The 19,400-nt window shown below is 63.5% G+C and carries 18 protein-coding genes and 1 pseudogene; 13 read left to right on the top strand and 6 right to left on the bottom strand.

The window, feature by feature from the left end; translation table 11 throughout:
• The first annotated feature begins 164 nt into the window (after positions 1–164).
• The 7 genes and pseudogenes from lpxC (at position 165) to FJ867_RS10815 (ending at position 8,167) form a co-directional block, all read left to right on the top strand.
• On the top strand, positions 165–1,115 hold the full coding sequence (gene lpxC, locus FJ867_RS10785; RefSeq protein ID WP_140495231.1) for a UDP-3-O-acyl-N-acetylglucosamine deacetylase: 951 nt from the start codon (positions 165–167) through the stop codon (positions 1,113–1,115).
• Positions 1,116–1,377: 262 nt separating this feature from the next.
• Positions 1,378–2,247, top strand: a complete 870-nt coding sequence (locus FJ867_RS10790; RefSeq protein ID WP_140623132.1) for an outer membrane protein assembly factor BamD — start codon at positions 1,378–1,380, stop codon at positions 2,245–2,247.
• A gap of 13 nt (positions 2,248–2,260) precedes the next feature.
• Complete coding sequence (gene recN, locus FJ867_RS10795) at positions 2,261–3,934, top strand: DNA repair protein RecN (RefSeq protein WP_140495235.1); 1,674 nt, start codon at positions 2,261–2,263, stop codon at positions 3,932–3,934.
• Between the two features lie 211 nt (positions 3,935–4,145).
• Complete coding sequence (gene ligA, locus FJ867_RS10800) at positions 4,146–6,350, top strand: NAD-dependent DNA ligase LigA (protein ID WP_140817357.1); 2,205 nt, start codon at positions 4,146–4,148, stop codon at positions 6,348–6,350.
• Positions 6,350–7,042 carry a TIGR02453 family protein gene (locus FJ867_RS10805; RefSeq protein WP_140817560.1) on the top strand — a complete coding sequence of 231 codons (693 nt, stop codon included), beginning with the start codon at positions 6,350–6,352 and terminating at the stop codon, positions 7,040–7,042. The genes ligA and FJ867_RS10805 overlap by 1 nt, the downstream gene beginning before the upstream one ends.
• A gap of 104 nt (positions 7,043–7,146) precedes the next feature.
• A pseudogene (locus FJ867_RS10810) lies at positions 7,147–7,874 on the top strand (AzlC family ABC transporter permease).
• A complete protein-coding gene (locus FJ867_RS10815) occupies positions 7,871–8,167 on the top strand; it encodes an AzlD family protein (RefSeq protein ID WP_140495242.1) in 297 nt (98 codons plus the stop codon). The pseudogene FJ867_RS10810 and the gene FJ867_RS10815 overlap by 4 nt, the downstream one beginning before the upstream one ends.
• Positions 8,168–8,213: 46 nt before the next feature.
• On the opposite strand, the gene FJ867_RS10820 is transcribed toward FJ867_RS10815, so the two are convergent.
• From FJ867_RS10820 to FJ867_RS10830, 3 genes are all read right to left on the bottom strand, one after another.
• The gene (locus FJ867_RS10820; RefSeq protein ID WP_140817359.1) at positions 8,214–10,058 is read right to left on the bottom strand and encodes an aminopeptidase P family protein; all 1,845 of its coding nucleotides are present in this window, start codon (positions 10,056–10,058) and stop codon (positions 8,214–8,216) included.
• Positions 10,059–10,144: 86 nt separating this feature from the next.
• Positions 10,145–11,017 (bottom strand): 50S ribosomal protein L11 methyltransferase, encoded by an 873-nt coding sequence (locus FJ867_RS10825; protein ID WP_140521202.1) that lies wholly within the window; start codon positions 11,015–11,017, stop codon positions 10,145–10,147.
• Positions 11,018–11,027: 10 nt separating this feature from the next.
• Positions 11,028–11,606, bottom strand: a complete 579-nt coding sequence (locus FJ867_RS10830) for an SCO family protein (protein WP_140495247.1) — start codon at positions 11,604–11,606, stop codon at positions 11,028–11,030.
• 220 nt (positions 11,607–11,826) lie between these two features.
• Between FJ867_RS10830 and FJ867_RS10835 the strand changes: the two genes are divergently transcribed.
• The 3 genes from FJ867_RS10835 (at position 11,827) to FJ867_RS10845 (ending at position 13,826) form a co-directional block, all read left to right on the top strand.
• Complete coding sequence (locus tag FJ867_RS10835) at positions 11,827–12,330, top strand: CreA family protein (RefSeq protein ID WP_181168350.1); 504 nt, start codon at positions 11,827–11,829, stop codon at positions 12,328–12,330.
• Positions 12,331–12,409: 79 nt separating this feature from the next.
• Positions 12,410–13,051, top strand: coding sequence for a DapH/DapD/GlmU-related protein (locus FJ867_RS10840; protein ID WP_140685487.1), 642 nt, complete (start codon positions 12,410–12,412; stop codon positions 13,049–13,051).
• 334 nt (positions 13,052–13,385) lie between these two features.
• Positions 13,386–13,826, top strand: a complete 441-nt coding sequence (locus tag FJ867_RS10845) for a low affinity iron permease family protein (RefSeq protein ID WP_181165307.1) — start codon at positions 13,386–13,388, stop codon at positions 13,824–13,826.
• 79 nt (positions 13,827–13,905) lie between these two features.
• On the opposite strand, the gene FJ867_RS10850 is transcribed toward FJ867_RS10845, so the two are convergent.
• Positions 13,906–14,772: an SDR family NAD(P)-dependent oxidoreductase gene (locus FJ867_RS10850; RefSeq protein WP_140817361.1), complete on the bottom strand. Its 867-nt coding sequence runs from the start codon at positions 14,770–14,772 to the stop codon at positions 13,906–13,908.
• A 157-nt stretch (positions 14,773–14,929) separates the two neighbouring features.
• On the opposite strand from FJ867_RS10850, the gene FJ867_RS10855 reads away from it, so the two are divergent.
• On the top strand, positions 14,930–15,211 hold the full coding sequence (locus FJ867_RS10855) for a hypothetical protein (protein WP_140495255.1): 282 nt from the start codon (positions 14,930–14,932) through the stop codon (positions 15,209–15,211).
• 4 nt (positions 15,212–15,215) lie between these two features.
• Here the strand turns inward: FJ867_RS10855 and FJ867_RS10860 are convergent, their stop codons facing one another.
• A complete protein-coding gene (locus FJ867_RS10860; protein WP_140495258.1) occupies positions 15,216–15,791 on the bottom strand; it encodes a TMEM175 family protein in 576 nt (191 codons plus the stop codon).
• A gap of 237 nt (positions 15,792–16,028) precedes the next feature.
• Here FJ867_RS10860 and FJ867_RS10865 point away from each other — a divergent pair, with 237 nt between their 5' ends.
• Together FJ867_RS10865 and FJ867_RS10870 are read left to right on the top strand one after the other, a co-directional pair.
• A complete protein-coding gene (locus FJ867_RS10865) occupies positions 16,029–16,589 on the top strand; it encodes an SH3 domain-containing protein (RefSeq protein ID WP_246675035.1) in 561 nt (186 codons plus the stop codon).
• Between the two features lie 35 nt (positions 16,590–16,624).
• Positions 16,625–17,833: an MFS transporter gene (locus FJ867_RS10870; RefSeq protein ID WP_140817363.1), complete on the top strand. Its 1,209-nt coding sequence runs from the start codon at positions 16,625–16,627 to the stop codon at positions 17,831–17,833.
• A 12-nt stretch (positions 17,834–17,845) separates the two neighbouring features.
• Here FJ867_RS10870 and FJ867_RS10875 read toward each other — a convergent pair whose 3' ends face one another.
• On the bottom strand, positions 17,846–19,318 hold the full coding sequence (locus FJ867_RS10875) for an MATE family efflux transporter (protein ID WP_140817365.1): 1,473 nt from the start codon (positions 19,316–19,318) through the stop codon (positions 17,846–17,848).
• Between the last annotated feature and the right edge of the window lie 82 nt (positions 19,319–19,400).

Below are 19,400 nucleotides of genomic sequence, written 5' to 3' on the forward strand. Positions count from 1 at the left end.
AAGAGTAAGAAACCGTGATTTGGACTATCCCTGACGGGACATTATCTTCGCTGCCTACCGTCGTCGGTTTGCCGGGATTTCGGGGGAAGTGACCTGGCCTGCCGATTTTTACAAGAGAGCCGCGCCCCTCGGGCTGGAGAAGCGGACCTAGGCATTTTGGGCTTATGGGGATTGTCTTGCACGACTATCAGACGACAGTGAAGACGCGCGCGTCGCTTACGGGCACCGGCGTTCACAGCGGCAAGGAAGTTTCCATCAGCTTTCTCCCGGCGGATGCCGACACCGGCATTGTTTTCCAGCTTTTTAGTGAGAACGGGCAAGGTCGCGAGTTCCGCGCCCTGTTTTCCGAGATCGGCGCAACCGACCTGTGCACCATGCTCGGTGATCCCTCTGGCGAGCACATCGCCACGGTCGAGCACATCATGGCGGCGCTGTTCGGGCTCGGCATCGACAATGTCATCATCGAGATCGACGGCCATGAGGTCCCTATCCTCGACGGCAGCGCCATGGCGTTCGTCGAGGCCATAGACCAGGCCGGCATCGAAACGCTGTCGGTCAAGCGGCGCTACATCCGGATCGTCAAGCCGGTCCGCATCGAGAACGGCGCCTCCTGGGCTGAGTTCAGGCCCTATGACGGCACTCGCTTCGAGGTCGAGATCGATTTCGAAAGCCCGGCGATCGGCCGGCAGCTGTTCGCGTCCGACATCAATGCGGACATTTTCCGCCGCGACATCGCGCGCGCCCGCACCTTCGGCTTCATGAAGGACGTCGAGCGGCTGTGGGCCGCCGGCTATGCGCTGGGATCCTCGCTTGAGAATTCGCTGGTCATCGGTGACGACAACCGCGTCATCAACATGGGCGGCTTGCGCTACCCCAACGAGTTCGTACGCCATAAGACGCTGGACGCCATGGGCGACCTGGCACTGGCTGGGGCCCGCTTCATCGGCTGCTTCCGCTCCTATCGTGGCGGCCATAGGCTGAATGCGGCCGCCTTGCGGCGCGTGCTGTCGGACCGTACCGCGTTCGAGATCGTCGAAACGACCCGCCGCGAGCGCGGCCGTGCGGCCGAGATGAGCGCCGTCAACGCGCCTCTCTATGCGCCCTGGATGATCTGAGTCGCCGCCACTTTCCGGATGCCATCGCAGCTCGCTGGTGTTGCATGAATGCATCATTTGCCGGCGAAATCGCAGGGATGCTCCGGCGCGGCCCGGCCGCCACAAAAATGTTCGATTGCCTAGACATAGCGTTGCCGGGCAAGGCGGTTATGGTTTATGGCTGCTGCCGTCGATAGTGCATGTCGCCTGGAAGTGGGGACCAGTTTTGGGGAAACGATATGCAACAGGCACTGAAATAACGCCGAAAGGGCGCAATCCAATCATGTTCTTCAAGCGAGTCGGTCAATTGAAAGCGCCGCAGCGGTCCGTTTTCCTGGCGCTTTCGGTGGTTGTTCCATCGCTCTTGCTGTCTGCTTGCATGTCGTCGGAAAAAGATATCGACCTGTCGACCTATGTCGACCAGACCGAACCGGCCGACGTTCTCTACAACCAAGGGCTCGCCAATCTGAATGCCGGACGCCTCGACGAGGCGAGCAAGAAGTTCGACGCGGTCGACCGCCAGCATCCTTATTCGGAGTGGGCCCGCAAATCGATGGTGATGGGCGCGTTCGCCGACTATCGCAAGGGCAGCTACGACGAAGCGATCTCGTCGGCCAAGCGTTATCTGACGCTGTATCCGTCAACGGATGACGCGGCTTATGCGCAGTACATCATCGGCCTTAGCTACTACCGCCAGATCAAGGACGTGACGCAGGATCAGAAGGAAGCGCGCCAGACCGTGCAGACCATGCAGGATCTCGTGACGCGCTGGCCTAATTCAGAATATGTCGATGACGCCAAGGAAAAGATCCGCTTCGCCAACGACCAACTCGCCGGCAAGGAGATGCAGATCGGCCGCTATTATCTCGAACGCCGCGAATACATCGCCGCGGTCAAGCGCTTTCGCAATGTGGTCGAGAATTATTCCAACACCCGGCATGTCGAGGAGGCGCTGGCGCGCCTGACCGAGAGCTATTATGCGATGGGCCTGACTTCGGAGGCGCAGACCGCTGCCGCCGTTCTCGGCACCAATTATCCCGACAGCCCATGGTACAAGGATTCCTACAAGCTCCTGCAGAGCAACGGGCTTGCGCCGCGCGAGAATGCCGGCTCGTGGATATCCAAGGCCGGGAAACTGATCACCGGCGCCTGATGCAGGCGTAACGATGCTTTCCAGGCTGTCGATCCGCGATATCGTCCTGATCGAGAAGCTGGATATCGACTTCCAGCCCGGTCTCTCGGTGCTGACGGGCGAGACCGGCGCCGGAAAATCCATCCTGCTCGACGCTCTGTCCTTGGCGCTTGGGGCTCGCGGTGACGCTTCCCTGGTGCGCCACGGCGCGGCACAGGGCCAGGTGATTGCCGTGTTCGACGTGCCGCGCAACCATCCGGTGCGCGCGTTGCTTGCCGAGAATGCCATCGAGGACGACGGCGACATCATCCTGCGCCGCTTGCAGACTGTGGACGGCCGCACCCGCGTCTTCGTCAACGATCAGCCGTCCAGCGTGACGCTGATGCGCGACGTCGGCCGCGCGCTGGTCGAGATCCACGGCCAGCATGACGAACGCGCCCTTGTCGATCCCGGCGCGCATCGCGACGTGCTCGACGCCTTCGGCGGCCATCTCGGCGCCGTCCGGTCGGCGGCCGAGGCCTGGCGGCACTGGCGCGCCTGCGAGCAGGAGCTCTCGCGCCATCGTGCCAAGGTGGCGGCGGCGGCGCGCGAAGCGGACTACCTGCGCGCAGCGGTCACGGAGCTGACCAAGCTCGATCCGCAGCCGGGTGAGGAGACTGAGCTTGCCGACTTGCGCGCCCACATGATGCGGGCCGAGAAGATCGCCTCCGAAATCCACGACGCGCAGGACGTGCTTTCGGGTCCATCCTCGCCCTTGCCGCAACTGGCCAGCCTGCTCAGGCGGTTGCAGCGCAAGGCCGGCGAGGCCCCCGGGCTGCTCGACGAAGTGGTCAAGTCGCTGGATGAGGCGATGCTGTCGCTCGACGCGGCGCAGTCGGGTGTCGAGGCGGCTTTGCGCGCCACCGAATATGATCCACAGCGGCTGGAAAAGGCGGAAGAGCGATTGTTTTCGCTGCGCGCGGCATCGCGCAAGCACAGCGTTGCCGTCGATGATTTGGCGCAATTGCGCGACACGATGGTTGCCGATCTTGCCGATCTCGATGCCGGCGAGGAGCGCCTTCATGGGCTGGAAAAGCAGGCGGCCGCAGCGCGCGAAGCCTATGATATCGCCGCCGCGCAGTTGTCCTCGCTTCGCCATGCCGCGGCGGTCGGGCTGACCAAGGCGGTGATGGCCGAACTGCCGGCGCTTAAGCTCGAACGCGCCGCCTTCATCGTCGAGATGAAGAGCGAGGCCGAGAGCCGCATGGAAGAGGGCATCGACCAGATCGAGTTCTGGGTGCGCACCAATCCCGGCACGCGACCCGGGCCGATGATGAAGGTTGCTTCCGGCGGCGAGCTTTCGCGCTTCCTACTGGCGCTGAAGGTGGCGCTGGCCGACCGGGGCTCGGCGCCAACGCTGGTCTTCGATGAAATCGACACAGGGGTGGGCGGCGCCGTCGCGGATGCCATCGGCCAGCGGCTGGCAAGATTGTCCAGGCGCGTGCAGGTGCTCTCGGTCACCCATGCGCCGCAGGTGGCGGCCCGCGCGGCGACGCACTTCCTGATCTCCAAGTCCGGCAGCACCGACAAGGTCGCGACCGGCATCGCCGAAATGGACCGGGCGGCGCGCCAGGAAGAGATCGCGCGCATGCTGGCCGGCGCCACCATCACCGACGAAGCGCGCGCGGCCGCCGAGAGATTGCTGCGGGAGAATACGGCGGCTGCCTGAAAGCTCGTTTCCCGTGAAGGCGAGTCAGGATATGGCTGCATCCTGCTGTTCAGGAATGATTTTTTCGCAGGCCGGCTCCCTCCTGCCAAATCCTGATTTATAGTGGCGCCCAACCAAAGTGCGCTGCGCCTTGGTTATTGTTTTGTGCATGTCGTTGCCCCAAAATCGCACCATATTTTGGGCGGCGTGCATTGGTCAGGGAAGCCGTGCGATGTCTGAAAGACCAGTCGATTCACTCAGTGAGAGCGAAGCCGAAGCGGAGCTGAAGCGCCTGGCGCAGGAGATCGCGGAGCACGACCGCCGCTACCATACCGAGGACGCGCCTGTTATCACCGACGCCGCCTATGATGCGCTGACCCGGCGCAACTTCGCCATCGAGCAGCGCTTTCCCGCCCTGGTGCGCGAGGATTCGCCATCGCGCAGGGTCGGTGCCGCGCCGGCGGAAGGCTTTGCCAAGGTGCGCCATGCCGTGCCCATGCTCAGCCTCGCCAAGGCCTATACCGACGAGGACGTCGCAGATTTCATCGAACGCGGCCGGCGCTTCTTCGACCGCGACAAGGATCTCGACATCGCCTTCACGGCCGAACCGAAGATCGACGGCCTGTCGGCCTCGCTGCGTTACGAGAACGGCGTGTTCGTGCAGGGCGCAACGCGCGGCGATGGCGCTGTCGGCGAAGACATCACCGCCAATCTGAGGACCATCGCCGATATTCCCGGCAGGCTGAAAGGCTCGGGCTGGCCCGAAATCATCGAGATACGCGGCGAGGTCTACATGACCTATGCGGAATTCGAGGCGCTGAAGCAACGCTCGGCGGCCGCCGGCGGCCAGGACTATGTCAATCCGCGCAATACGGCGGCTGGGTCGCTGCGCCAGAAGGATCCATCGGTCACCGCCAGCCGGAACCTCAAATTCTTTGCCTATGCCTGGGGCTACACGACAGCCGACCCCGCTCCGACACAATACGATTCGGTGCAGAAATTCGCGGAATGGGGCTTCAAAGTCAGCCCGCTGATGGTGCGGGCGAGGTCGGTCGGCGAGCTGATCGCGCATTATCACCGCATCGAGGAACAGCGTTCTTCCTTGGGCTACGACATCGACGGCGTCGTCTACAAGGTCGACCAACTGGAGTTGCAGCGCCGGTGGGGCTTCGTCACCGGCGAACCGCGCTGGGCCATCGCGCACAAATTTCCGGCCGAACAGGCGATGACGACCGTGCAGAAGATCGATATCCAGGTCGGGCGCACCGGCACGCTGGCGCCGGTGGCGAGGCTTGCGCCCGTGACAGTCGGGGGCGTCGTGGTCGAGAACGTCACGCTGCACAACGAAGACTATATCAAGGGTTTCGACAGCAACGGCCAGCCGATCCGCGACGGCATCGACGTGCGCATCGGCGACACCGTGGTGATCCAGCGGGCAGGGGACGTCATCCCGCAGATCGTCAGTGTCGTCGTCGACAAGCGTCCGCCGGATGCCGTGTCTTACGAATTCCCACATACTTGCCCGATCTGCGGCTCGCCGGCGACGCGCGAAATCAACGAGAAGACCGGCAAGGAGGATTCCCGCAGGCGTTGCACGGGCGAACTGATCTGCCCCGCGCAAGCCGTGGAAGGGCTGCGCCACTTCGTGTCGCGCGGGGCCATGGATATCGAGGGACTAGGCGCGGAAAACATCGACCTGTTCTTCAATGCGGGCCTGGTCAAGACGGCCGCCGACATCTTCACGCTCAGGGATCGGCGTCCCGCCGTCACCAAGGCGCTGGCCGAGCGGCGCGAGGAGCAGGCGAGGCAGCGCGAGGCGGCGTCGGGCAAGACGCGCAAGAACGTGCGCAGCGTCGAGGACCGCAACTATGAAGGGTTGGACAAGCTCTTTGCGGCGATCGATTCGCGCCGCGAACCCGAGCTCGACCGCTTCATCTTTGCGCTTGGGATCCGCCATATCGGCGAAACGACGGCGGCCGTGCTTGCCCGGACGTTTTCGACAATCGAGGAACTGATCCGCGTCGGCAAGGAGACCGCGGCGGCTGACGATCCGCATAGTGTCTTCCCGTCGATCAACGGCATCGGCGACACGGTGATCAACGCGCTGGCCGATTTCTTCGGCAATGAGCGCAATGACGACGTGCTTGAGGCGCTGCTTAAGCAGGTCAGGCCGAAGCCGTATGTCGTCACCGTCTCGGCCGACAGCGTGGTCGCCGGCAAGACCATCGTGTTCACGGGCTCGCTGGAAAAGATGACGCGCTCCGAAGCCAAGGCGATGGCCGAACGGCTGGGCGCGAAGGTGGCGGGCTCGGTTTCGGCCAAGACCGATCTGGTGGTGGCGGGGCCCGGCGCCGGCTCGAAACTCAAGCTTGCCAGTGAACTCGGCATCGAGGTCATAGACGAGGACGCGTGGCTGCAGCGGATCGGCAAGGCATGATGTCAGGCGAATTCAAGGGGTTCGGCCAGAAGGCTATTCCGTTCCTGAAGGCACTTGATTTCCACCAGAGCCGCGAGTGGTTCGTAGAGAATCGCGACCTGTTCGAACAGGAATTGCGCGATCCGCTGGGCGATCTGGTGGAGACGCTCACACGCCGTTTCGGCGAGGCTGGGCTCGGCCTCAAGGGCGACCGCAAGAAATCACTGTTCCGGATCAACCGGGACGTGCGCTTCGCCAAGGACAAGCGGCCTTACAACCGGCATCTGTCGGCGATCCTGTCGCCCGACGGCACCAAGATGGAGCAGGGCGTGTTCTATGTCCATGTCGGGCTGGAACGCTGCTTCGCCGACATTGCCTGGTGGCAGCCCGCCCCGGAACTGTTGCTCGCCATGCGCAAGGCCATCGCGGCAAAGCCGGACAGGTTCCGCGCCCTGGTGGGCGCCTCGAAGAAGAACGGTCTGGAATTCGAGACGGAAGGCCGCATGAAGCGCACGCCGCGAGGCTTCGAGCATGTCGGCGATTCCGATTTGGCCGAGGCCATCCGCAACCGTCATTTCTACGTCCAGCATGTCATCGATCCGACGGGGATCCACACGGCGGCGCTGGTCGACGAGCTGGTCGATTTCACCATGCGCGCCAAGCCGCTGCTCGATTGGGGGAGGGCGATCGAGGGCAAGGTGGCGCAGGGCTAGGATTGGTCCTGGCAATCATTTCCGCTGATTGTTGGGCTCAACCGAATTCGTGTGACAAGGCGGGCCACGCTATCTAGATCAGGCCATTCTCCTGGGAGTTATCCATGGTGTCGGATGCAATTTCCGAGAACGGCGCAAAGAGCGATTTCTGGCAAGGCGTGCGGCTTTCCATGCCGGTCGTTGTGGCGTCGGCGCCGTTCGGGGTGCTGTTCGGGGCGCTGGCCGTCGACAATGGCTTCTCGGTGTTCGAAGCCTTCCTGATGAGTGCGATGATCTTCGGCGGCGCCAGCCAGATGGTCGGCATCGAGCTGTTCGGCCAGCATGTCGCGCCGTGGCTGATCGTGCTGTCGATCTTCGCCGTCAATTTTCGCCATGTGCTCTATTCCGCCGGTATCGGCCGGCGCATAGCGCACTGGCCCGTGGTCAGCCAAGCGCTCGGCTTCTTCATCCTCACCGATCCGCAATTCGCCGTCGCCGAGGCGAGGGCGCAGTCCGGCGAGACGGTCGGCTTCGCCTGGTATCTCGGGTCGGCCTGCCGGTCTATGTATTCTGGGTGATCGAAAGCGCGCTCGGCGCGGTGTTCGGCAAGCTTGTCCCCGACACGCATGCGCTGGGCATCGATTTCCTGCTGCCGATCTATTTCCTTGGCCTGGTGATGGGCTTCCGCAAGCGGCCGTTGTGGCTGCCGGTGGTCGTCGCCAGTGCTTGCGCCTCGATCGTCGCCTACAAGACGGTAGGTTCACCCTGGCACGTCTCGATCGGCGCCATCGCCGGCGTGCTGCTGGCCGTCATCCTGCCGCCCCACCACTCAGGCGTGAAGGCACGGCCATGAGCACGACGTTCTGGATCATCATCGCCGGCGCAATCGCCACATATCTTACGCGGATCGGCGGGCATCTGGTCATCTCGCGCTTCGACAACATCCATCCGCGCGTCGAGGCCGGCCTGAACGCGGTGCCGGCGGCGGTGCTGACGACATTGGTGGCGCCGGAACTGTTGAATGCCGGACCGGCGGAATGGGCGGCATTGGTTGTCACCGCTGTGGTTTCGCTGCGCGGCGGGCTGATGGCGATGTTTTTGGCTGGTGCGGCGATGCTGATCCTCGCGCGGCAGTTCGTGGGATAGAGTTCCGGGCGCGATCGTTCGAACGCTGGCGCCACCTTAGACGCACTCAAATCTTAGCGTCATGCGGTAAGGGCGCCGTTGCCTTTTCCAGCCAGGCCAGCGTCTCGCCGTCGAGCATCGGGCCGATCTCGGCCAGCACGCGGGCGTGGTAGGTGTCGAGCCAATGCAGCTCGTCGCGGGTCAACAAATCCGAGCGCACCAGCCTGATATCGATCGGCGCCAGGGTCAGCGTCTCGAAACCGTGCATGGCGATGTCGCCGCCGTCGATCTGCTCGGCCGGCGTCACCAGGATGAGGTTCTCGATGCGGATGCCGTAAGAACCTTCCTTGTAGTAGCCCGGCTCGTTGGACAGCATCATGCCTTCGAGCAGCTTTTCGGTGCCCGTGCGGGCGATGCGTTGCGGGCCTTCGTGCACCGCCAGATAAGAGCCGACGCCATGGCCGGTGCCGTGGGCGAAGTCGCAGCCGTGCTTCCACAGCGCCATGCGGGCGACGGCGTCGATTTCCGAGCCGCGCGTGCCGGCGGGGAAACGCAGCGTGGAAATGCCGATCATGCCTTTCAGCACGAGCGTGAAGCGTTCGCGCATTTCCTCGGTCGGCTGGCCGATCGGCACGGTGCGGGTGATGTCGGTGGTGCCGTCCTGATATTGGGCGCCGGAATCGAGCAGGAACAGCTCGCCGGCCTGGAGCTTGCGGCTGGTGGCGCGTGAGACGCGGTAGTGCATGATGGCGCCATTCGGGCCGGCGCCCGAAATGGTGTCGAAGGAGACGTCGCGCAGCGGCATTTGCGTTTCCTCGCCGGTCTGCCGGCGCGTCTCTTCCAGCCGGGTGACGACCGCGATCTCGTCGAGCGAGCCGGGCTTCTGGCGGTCGAGCCAGCACAAAAGCTTCGCCACCGCCGCGCCATCGCGCCGATGCGCGGCGCGCGAGCCGTTGATCTCGGCCTGGTTCTTGGTGGCGCGCGGGATGCGGGCCGGGTCGGGAGCGGCAATCACCTCGCCGCCATTGTCCTCGACCAGCATGCGCAGCCTGTAGGCGGCCAAAACGGGGTCTAGCGCGATTTTCGCGCCGCTCTTGGCCAGCGCCACGACCGCGGCCTCGAATTCACCGGGCTCATGGGGCTCGGCAAGCTGGGTGAGATACGCCGCAACCTGGCGCGAGAATTTTCGGCTGTCCATGAATAGCCGGTGCCGTCCGTCGGCAGCGAGGACAGCGAAGCCGAGCGCCAGCGGCGTGTGCGGTACGTCGCCGCCACGGATGTTGAAGGCCCAGGCAATCGAGGAGGGATCCGTCAGCACCGCATGGGTGGCGCCCTCCTTGCCGATCGCCGCCGCCAGCCGCGCCAGCTTGTCCTTGGCGAGCTCGCCGGCAAAACCGATGGGATGGAGTTCGACAGGAGCGACCGGTGCATCCGGCTGATCCTTCCAGATTATGTCGATCGGGTTCGCCTCGAGCGGCACCAGCACGGCGCCGGTCTTTTCGGCCGAGGCCCGCAGCGCCTTGACCTCGCCGATCGTGTGCAGCCAGGGGTCGAAGCCGAGCCGCGCGCCCTTGCCGAGGTTATCCTTGAGCCAATTTGCAGGCGGATTGTCGACCAGGCTCTCGATCGAGAAGATACCGAGATCAACCTCGCCGCGCACCTGCAGCGTGTAGCGTCCGTCGACGAAGATGAAGGCGCGGTCGCGCAGGATGATGGCAACGCCGGCGGAGCCGCTGAAGCCGGTCAGCCATTTTAGCCGCGCCGAGCGGTCGGCGACATATTCGCCCTGATGCTCGTCGGCGCGGGGAACGACAAATCCATCCAGGCCGTTTTCCGCCAGCCATTGGCGCAGCAGCGCCACGCGCGGTCTGCCGACGGCCGGATTGCCAGCGGAATCAAAGGTCTGGAACATGGTGGCGTCTCCCTCGGATAGTGCCCGACCGTAGCGCATGGAGCTGGAAACCGGAATCGATTTCAGCAGGGCCAGACGGGGCTGCGTCACCGTTTGAGATGGATCGTCACCCAGCCTTCGCGGTGCAGCGTTCTGACATGGCGAAAGCTCTGGCCGACATAGGCGGAGATCACCGCGTCGCGCTGCCGGTCGAGGATGCCTGACAGCACCAGCGAGCCGCCGAGGCTGATGTGTCGCGCCATTTCCGGCGCAAGCCGCATCAGCGGCCGCGCCAATATGTTGGCGACGATCAGGTCGAAAGGCGCACGCCTGGCAAAGATCGGATGGTGGAATCCGGGCGCGGTCACCGTCTCCACCAGCGCCTTTACGTGGTTGAGCCGCGCATTGGCGGCGGCAACGCTTACCGCCACCGGATCGATGTCGGTCGCCAGCACGGGAATATGGAAGAGCTTGGCCACAGCGATGGCCAGCACCGCGCTGCCGGTGCCGAGGTCGAGCGCGTTGCGCGGCCGCTCGCGCCGCGTCACCTTTTCCAGCATTTCCAGGCAACCGGCGGTGGTGCCGTGATGGCCGGTGCCGAAGGCCAGCCCCGCTTCGATCTCGATGGCAAGCTCGCCACTGTGGCGTTTGCGGCGGTCGTGCGCGCCATGCACGAAGAAACGGCCGGCACGCACCGGTTTCAGCCCTTCCAGCGAGCGCGCCACCCAGTCGATATCGGGCAAGGTCTCGCGCTCGACCGGCCTGGACAGGGCTAGCCCTGCCAGAATGTCCTTCACCCGCGCCTCGACCGCATCGACATCGCCGTCGGCATAGAGAGAGACTTCATGAATGTCCGCGTCCTCATCGACCTCCAGCACGGCGATCGGCAAGCCTTCGTCCTCGAAGGCGGCATCGAGGGCGGCGAAAATTCTGGTGGATTCGATCTTGCCGGCGGTGAAATGGAGCCGCGTCTGGGTCATGGATTTCGCATCAGCCCTTGGCCGCGAGGCGTTTGAGCTTTTCCACGGCGGTGTCGGCGCTTTCGCCATAGGCGATCGTGCCGGCGAAATCGCCCTTGCCGTTGAGCAGCAGCACCGAGGCGGTATGGTCCATCGTGTAGTCGCCGTCGCCGGTGTCGACTTTCTTCCAGTAGATGCCGAAGGACTTCGCCATGGCGTGGACCTTGTCCGGGTCGCCCGATATGCCGGTGATGCGGTCAGAGAAATTGCTGACATAGGCGTTCATGACCGCGGGGGTGTCGCGCTCCGGATCGACCGAGACGAAATAGGCATGCAGGTTCTTGCCGTCGTCGCCAAGCGTCTTCAGCCAGCCGGACAGTTCGAACAGCGTGGTCGGGCAGACCTCTGGGCAATGGGTGAAGCCGAAGAAGACGACGCTGGGGTGGCCCCGGAAGGCGGCCTCGGTGATCGGCGCGCCTTTCTGGTCGACCAGCGTAAAGGCGGCACCGAAAGGCTCGCCGCCATAGTGGCCGCGATACCAGTCGAAGGTCAGCCAGCCTATGCCGGCCGCCATCAGGACGAGAATGCCGACCAGTATTGAGCGCATCATCAGTAGGATTCCGTCTTGTAATTTCATCGGCATGCCGGCCATGGCCAGGCAGCCCTTGGTTCGGCGAACAGTCTTAGCGGTTCGACCGGGTACACGCAAAGGTGCCGCGTTGACGCAACCGGCCGTGACCTATGCCGGCGTTTTGATCGGGCCCGGCGGCTTGCAATGCAATGTCCTTCGCCCCACCTGAGACCGGCAAACTTGAACCTCGGAGGCTATCTTGCAACGACTGATTGGGCGAAATCTGATCGGCGGCGCCCTGGCCGCGTGCGTTGTCCTTGGCGCCGGTGCCGCAGTCGCCGATGAAGTCGGCAAGGTCGGCGTCGACTGGCTCGGCAACGACATCATCGTCGAAGCGATCAAGGACCCGAAGGTGGACGGCGTCACCTGCCACGTGTCCTATTTCGACCGCGGCATCATCGACCGCCTGCACAAGGGCAACTGGTTCGAAGATCCTTCCGATTCCTCGATTTCGTGCCGCCAGACCGGTCCGATCACCATCGGCGACATCGACATGAGCGAAGGCGGCGAGGAGGTGTTCAAGCAAGGCATCAGCCTGATCTGGAAGAAGCAGGTGGTGAACCGCATCTACGACAAGGCCAACGAGACGCTGATCTACCTCTCGCATTCGCGCCAGGTGCAGAACGGCTCGGCCAAGATGTCGGTCACCACCGTGCCGCTCTACGGCCAGAACGTGGTGTGGACGAAGGGCAAGCCGAAATAGATGTTCTTTCGTGCAATTGACCTGACCGACAATTGCTCCCGGCTTGCGGGAGCTATTGCCCTGACGTAAAGCCGCCCGCATGGACCGTTCCGAAAATCTCGTGCTGAAAGATCCTGAGCCGCGTATCCATCCGACGGCGGAGCTGAAAGCATGCAAGCTCGGTCGCTACGCCTCGATCGGCGAGCGGGTGGTGCTGCGCGAAGTGAGCGTCGGCGATTTTTCCTATTTCGAGCGGCACGCCGAGGCGATCTACACGAACATCGGCAAATTCTGCTCGATTGCCGCCAACAGCCGCATCAATGCGCTGGATCATCCGATCGAGCGACTGACCCAGCACAAGGTCAGCTACCGGCCCAACGAATATTTCCGCTGGCTGGGCGTCGATGCCGCCTTCCGCGAACGGCGCCAGGCGAAGGCGGTGAGTATCGGCCATGACGTGTGGATCGGCCACGGGGCCGTGATCATGCCCGGCCTCACCATCGGCAATGGCGCCGTCGTCGGCGCCAATGCCGTCGTCACGCATGACGTGCCGCCCTATACGATCGTCGCCGGGGTGCCGGCCAAGCCGCTTCGGCCGCGTTTCGCAGCCGATATCGCGGCGCGGATCGAGGCTCTCGCCTGGTGGGACTGGCCGGTCGAAAAGCTCGCCAGCGCCGTTCCCGACATGCAGGCCATGCCCATCGAGACCTTCCTGGATCGCTGGGAAAATCACGCCGCGTGAGTTCGCGCCGGCGCGGCTGAAGAGCACGCGCATTTGCGCCAAAGGCGCGCTTCAGGGAACCATTGTGCGAGCGCTCCGGACTGAACCCCTTCCGTCATGCGGGGGTGGCGCAACGGAAGGGGCTGGAGGTAAACCGCTGTGAAGCGGAAGGAACAGGCCTGTTTTGCCTGCACCGTTACTGTGACACCAAACCGATAAAGTGTGTTGTCCTTCCGATTCCCTTGATGCGTGCATTCGATTGCGGCGGTTGTATTTCTTTCCGATGGGAACCCGATATGGCCGCCGGTTGTTCCTTCCGGCGTACCGCACGGCGCGGCGCTGTTTGAGGGACCCCATGATCGAGAAGCTCTTCACCAAAATCGCCAACCGGGTAGCCCACCTTGCGGGGCTGTCGCCGACATTCGCACTCTGCTGCCTGATCGTCATCATCTGGGCAGTAAGCGGCCCACTCTTCGCCTTCTCGGACACTTGGCAACTGGTGATCAACACCGGGACGACGATCATCACCTTCCTGATGGTGTTTCTCATCCAAAACACCCAGAATCGAGACGGCGCGGCAATCCAGGCCAAACTGGACGAGTTGATCCGGGTCAGCGAAGCCAAGAACACCTTCATCGGTATCGAGCATCTGACCGAAGCCGAGGTCCAGGAGATCCGTGCCAAATGCGAGCGGGCAGCGAAGCGGCATGACGAGAAAATCGCGGCCGTAGCTGCCAAGAAAGCCGTGGCGTCAAAGAGCAAACCGAAAAAGCAGGTGGCTCGAAGCACCGGCTGAAACCGGTTAACCCCCAAGGGTTCCGTCGTTGCTCGAATGCGACCCGATCCGAACACCGGCTCTCATTTTTCGGACATGCTCATTGCTTCATGAATGCCGCGAAGGCATCCTTGTGGTCGGGGTGCCAGCGCGACAGAGCAGGGCGGTTTTCGATGATGTCGCCGATCGCCCAGGCCATGCGTTTCTCATCCAGCGGACGCGTCACCTCGTTGTCAGGGCACAGGATGTAGAAGTCGCGCTTTGTCAGGGATTCCAGCATGAAATCAATGACCTGTTCGCCGGTCCAGGCGCCGGCCGGCTTCTCGGTCGCACCCTCGGTCAGGCCGGTATAGGTGAAGCCCGGGATCAGCAGATGCGCCGACAGATGGGCACCCGGTTCGTTGCGCAGGGCATGCGCCAGTCCCTCGGTAAAGGTCTTCACGCCGGCCTTGGAGACGTTGTAGGCAAGGTTTCCAGGCGGCGTGGTGATGCCTTGCTTGGAGCCGGTGTTGACGATCAGACCCGGCTGGCGGGCTCCCAGCATGCGGGGCACGAAGGCTTCGACGCCATGCACGACACCCCAGAAATTGATGTCCAGCAGCTGCTTCCAAGCGTCGCGGTTCTCCCACGGCTTGCCCGGGTTGTTGCCGATACCAGCATTGTTCATCAGCAGCGACACATTACCGAAGGCGCCAAAGGCTCTTTCGGCGAGACGATCCACGTCATGCGCCGTCGAAACGTCGGCGGCGACGGCCAGCACGGCATCGTCGCCGGCGATCGCGGAAACAACACGGGCCGCGTCGTCAAGACGCGGGCCGGCGATATCGGCGAGCACGATCTTCATGCCCATGAGAGCCAGCCGCTTCGCGGCCGCAAGACCAATGCCGCTGGCAGCACCGGTAACGACGGCGGCATTGCCCGAACCAAGCGCGGGCAAAGCGGTCTGGAGTTCTGCGTCGGTCAGCATGGGCGGCGGATTCCTTCTTGCGATGGCGCCGAACTTAGCGCCGGAGCGGGCTGGCGCAAGCCTCCACGCGCCTGGCTGCGCTTCAGCAGCCTGCTGGGCCGGGTTGACCGGCCCAGCCGAGACTGCGCATGGTGCCTCGCAAAAGGAGATTTCCCGATTGACGGACTGGATCGAAATCCTGAAGCAGCAGACCACCATTGGCGATCAGATGAGCCGCGAAGTGCCGCAGATGCTGGCAAACCCCGAGATCAACGAAGCACAGGTGAAGACGTTGTTTTCCGCCTTGGAAAAACAGGCGGATTTCGTCGAGAAGCTGCGCATGGCGCTGGAAAAGTTCGGCCATGACTTTGCGGTCATCAAGGCGGCGGAACGGCTGGAAGAGCGCTACGCCGATCTTGCCGCGTCGGTGGCCGAGAAGCTGAAAGCGATGCGCGAATAGATCCCTATTTTTCGATCACGCGTGCGAAACGCCGGTCCGGCACAAGCCAGACCAGGGCAACCAGTACATAGATCGCGACGCCGATCCACTGGCTGATGAAGGTCAGCGGGATGGCGCAGAGATAGGCGACAAGCGAGATCTTGCCCTTGCGGTCGTTGCCGATCGCCCTGGCAAAGGCCGTATCGTTGCCGTGCAATCGGTGAAGCGTCACGACGAGAATGAAGTAGGCGATGGCGCACAGCGCAAGATCGGCGCCGTAGACGGCGACCGGCACCGGCGCGAAATGGTTTTCGCCCATGAAGGCCGTCGTCACCGGCATCAGCGACAGCCAGAACAGGAGATTGAGGTTCGCCCACAACACGCGGCCGTCGACCCGCTGCACGGTGTGGAACATATTGTGCAAATTGTTCCAGTAAAGGCCGACGTTGATGAAGGACAGCACGTAGCTGAAAAAGATCGGCCATAGCGGCAGCAAGGCCGAGAGATCCTCGCCGTGCGGCACCTTCAGTTCAAGCACCATGATGGTGATGATGATGGCCACGACGCCGTCGGTGAATGCCTCGACCCTGCCTTTGCCCATGATTTGCGCCCTATGTCCGGTGTCGATCGTTGAAGATGCTAAATCGTTAGCTGATGTTGTCAGGCCGATAAACGCCATCCGGGGAATTTCTCAACTATATCAGGGGAAACTCTCCCGCCAGGCCGGCTCGCGGCAATGGTTTGCTGTGGCAAATTGTTGACTTTTCTTGCCACAGTCCTCCATCGAAGACAGCCTCGGCTGAATCACATAAGGCCGAGCGATCGAATGGAGTGACTGATGAGATTTCGATTTCTGCTCTGCCTCGCGACCATTCTGGCCGCCATCCTCGGCACGTCGGCCGCCGCGTTCGCCTACAACGCCCACACCACCACCAACCTCAACGTGCGCTCCGGGCCCGGGGCGGGATATGCCAAGGTGGGGACGCTGCCAGTCGGCTACAGGGTGAACGTCACCGGCTGCCAGCCCGGGTTGGTGCAGAATCCATGGCGGCGGCCTCAGCGGCTGGGCCAGTTCCGGCTATCTCTCGCGGGCCCATGTCGTTCGCCCGCCAGTGATCATCGTGCGCCCGCCGCATCGTCCGCCGCACTGGCAGCATCGGCCGCACCGTCCTCCGCACCATCGCCCGCCGCACAAACCGCGTCCCGGGAAGTGCAAGATCGCACCGAGTTTCTCCTGCAAATAGCGGATTTTAGCGGGGTCACACGACAGGATGTCGTGACGGATCGGAACCATCGGCTCCGATTCGGGCCTGTTCAGGCGGCGGGTTTCTGGGCAACGTCCGTCATGCTGTCAGGAGCCCGCCGGCCGGCCGGAACGTCGGGAGTAAGGGCGCGTTAAGGTCGCGATCCCTGAACCGATGAAGAGGTTTGGCCATGGCCATTCGTGACTTGGCGCATACGCGCAACGAAGCAGGCGGCGAGGCTCTCGCAATTCCGGTGGTTGCCACAATGATCGCCGTTCTGTTTGCCGGCAGCACGGTGCTGACGCCGCTGTACATCATCTACAAGCAGCAATTCGGCTTTTCACAGATCACGCTGACGCTGGTCTACGCGGTCTATGTCGTCGGCAATCTCGGCGCCCTGCTGATGTTGGGCGGCGCGTCGGATGTCGTTGGGCGCCGGCCTGCCGCTCTCGTGGCCATGATCGTCGCCGTCGCCAGCGCGCTTGTCTTTCTGTTCGCCAACAATGTCGTTCTGCTCGATGTGGCGCGCGTCCTGAGCGGGCTTGGCATCGGTGTCGGCGCGGGGACCGGAACGGCATGGATCGCCGAGCTTCTCCCCGGCGCTGACAAGGCGCGCGCCAGCGTCATTGCCACCAGCACCAATTTCCTGGGCCTCGGTTTCGGCGCACTCGTCTCGGGACTGTTGGCGCAGTATGAACCGTGGCCCTTGCGCCTGGTCTTCATCGTTTATCTGGCGGCGCTTGTGATCGTCTCCATCCTGGTCTGGCGTACACGCGAAACGGTGGCGGAGCCTGGCGGCCTCGGGCAGATTTCCATGCGGCCGCACTTTGCCGTGCCGGATGAAATCCGCGCGCGCTTCGTCGCGCCGGCGGTGACCGGTTTCGGCGCCATGGCGCTGGTCGGCTTCTATGCCGCGGTGGCGCCAAGCATCCTGGCGCAGCAACTGCATGAGACGAACCATGCTGTCGCCGGTGCGCTGTTCTTCGAATTGGCGATCGTCACCGCGCTCAGCATCGTAGCGCTGAAGCAAATGCGGAGCGGCAAGGCCATGCTGACCGCGCTGGCGTTGATGATTCCCAGCATCCTCATGGTGGTGGCGGCGCAGATGCTGGCGTCGATGGCGCTGATGATCGCCGCCACCGCCTGCTGCGGCGTGACGGCCGCACTCGGCTATCGTGGTAGCCTGCAGGTGGTGAACGAGATCGCACCGGAGGATCGCCGCGCCGAAGTGGTATCCAGCTTCTTCATCTGCTGCTTTATCGGCAATGCCTTGCCCGTCATCGGTATTGGCATCATCTCGACCTATGCCAGCCCCATCGCGGCCAGCCTGGCGTTCGCCGGCATGATCATCGTGTTTGCGCTGGTCGCGCTGGGCTTTGGGTTGAAAAACAGGCCTTGAGAGCGGCCAGCTTCAGCCGTTCGGCGTCTCTGGGGAAAAATGCGCGCGCTGGCGCGGCACGCCGAGCCCGGTGTCGGGCGGCTCGCCGGCGGCCGGCCGGTTCTCGATCATGTGCAGGGTGCGCCAGCCGCCGAGACGGTAGTAGGCCGCGGCCAGCAGCAGGGAGGTGATCGAGCCGGCCGGGAAACTCCACCACAGCGCTTCCTCGCCGATCACATCCCGCATGAAATAGGCAAAGCCGGTGCGCACGACCAGCACCGAGATCACCAGGATGACCAGCGGCGGCATCACGGCGCCCGTGGCGCGCACGGTGGCGAACAGCACGATGGTGACGCCGAACAGGATGAACGACCAGGACGCGACGTTGTTGATGTGAGCGGCGATGTCTATCGCCGCGCTGTCGCGGCTCAGGAACAGGCTGAGGATCGAGCGATCGAAGACCCATAGAAGTGCCACGAGAGCACCGGTCAGCACCAGGTTGAAGCCGACGCCTGACGCTGCGATGCGGCTGATGCGGTCCCAGCGTCCGGCGCCGACGTTCTGCGCCGCCATCGAGGACACGGCCGCGCCGATGGCGAGCGCGGGCATCTGGATGTAGGTCCATAACTGCGCGGCGATGCCGTAGGCGGCGGCCACCTGCGAACCGTAGGAATTGACGATGCCCATCACCGTCAGGGCCGCGGCCGAAATCACGATCATCTGCAAACCCATCGGAACGCCCTTGAAGACGACGAAGCGCAGCAAGGCGGGGTCCGGCCGCAGCAGCGCCAGATTGGCGCCGGCCAGACGCAGCGGATGCTTACGGACATAGAGCACGATCAGGATGGCAATGACGCTCACCGTCTGGCCCACAAGCGTCGAGGTCGCCGAGCCGGCGATGCCGAGCTCTGGAAACGGCCCGATGCCGCGGATGAGCAGTGGGTTCAAGATGATGTCGAGCACGACGGCGAGCGCCATAAAACAGAACGGCGTGCGCGAATCGCCGGCGCCGCGCAGCACCGTCATGACAAAGGACAGAAGGTTCATCATCGGCACGGCGACGAAGATGATGCGCAAATAGGAGCGCGCCAGCGGCAAGGCGTCGGGCGGTGTGCCGAGCGCGCCCAGAATGGCGTCCACCCAAATCCAGCCGCAGACGGCGAACAGCACCGAGACGAAGAAGAAGAAGGTGGCGCTGGTGCCGACGATGCGGCGCGCCTCGGGCAGGTCGCGGGCGCCGACCGATTGCGCCACCAGTATGGTGGCCGCCATGCCAATGCCGAACACGGTGCCGAGGATGAGGAACAGCACCAGATTGGCATTGGAGGTGGCGGTGAGCGCGGATTCGCCGAGGAAGCGGCCGACCCAGACGGCGTTTACAGAGCCGTTGAGCGATTGCAGCACGTTGGAGCCGAGCACCGGCAGGGCGAACAGCAGGAGCGTGCGCGGAATGGGGCCGCTGGTCAGGTCACCGGTGCGCCGGCGCGCGGGCATCTTTTCATCCATGGCGGGCAATCCGGCAAAGCTGGTTCTTTTGAGTCCGGCACGCAGGATACCGCAGGCCCGACCGGGATGCACCCTTGCGAAA

Origin of the sequence: Mesorhizobium sp. B2-5-3 (genome assembly GCF_006441005.1) — a bacterium.
Lineage (GTDB): Bacteria > Pseudomonadota > Alphaproteobacteria > Rhizobiales > Rhizobiaceae > Mesorhizobium.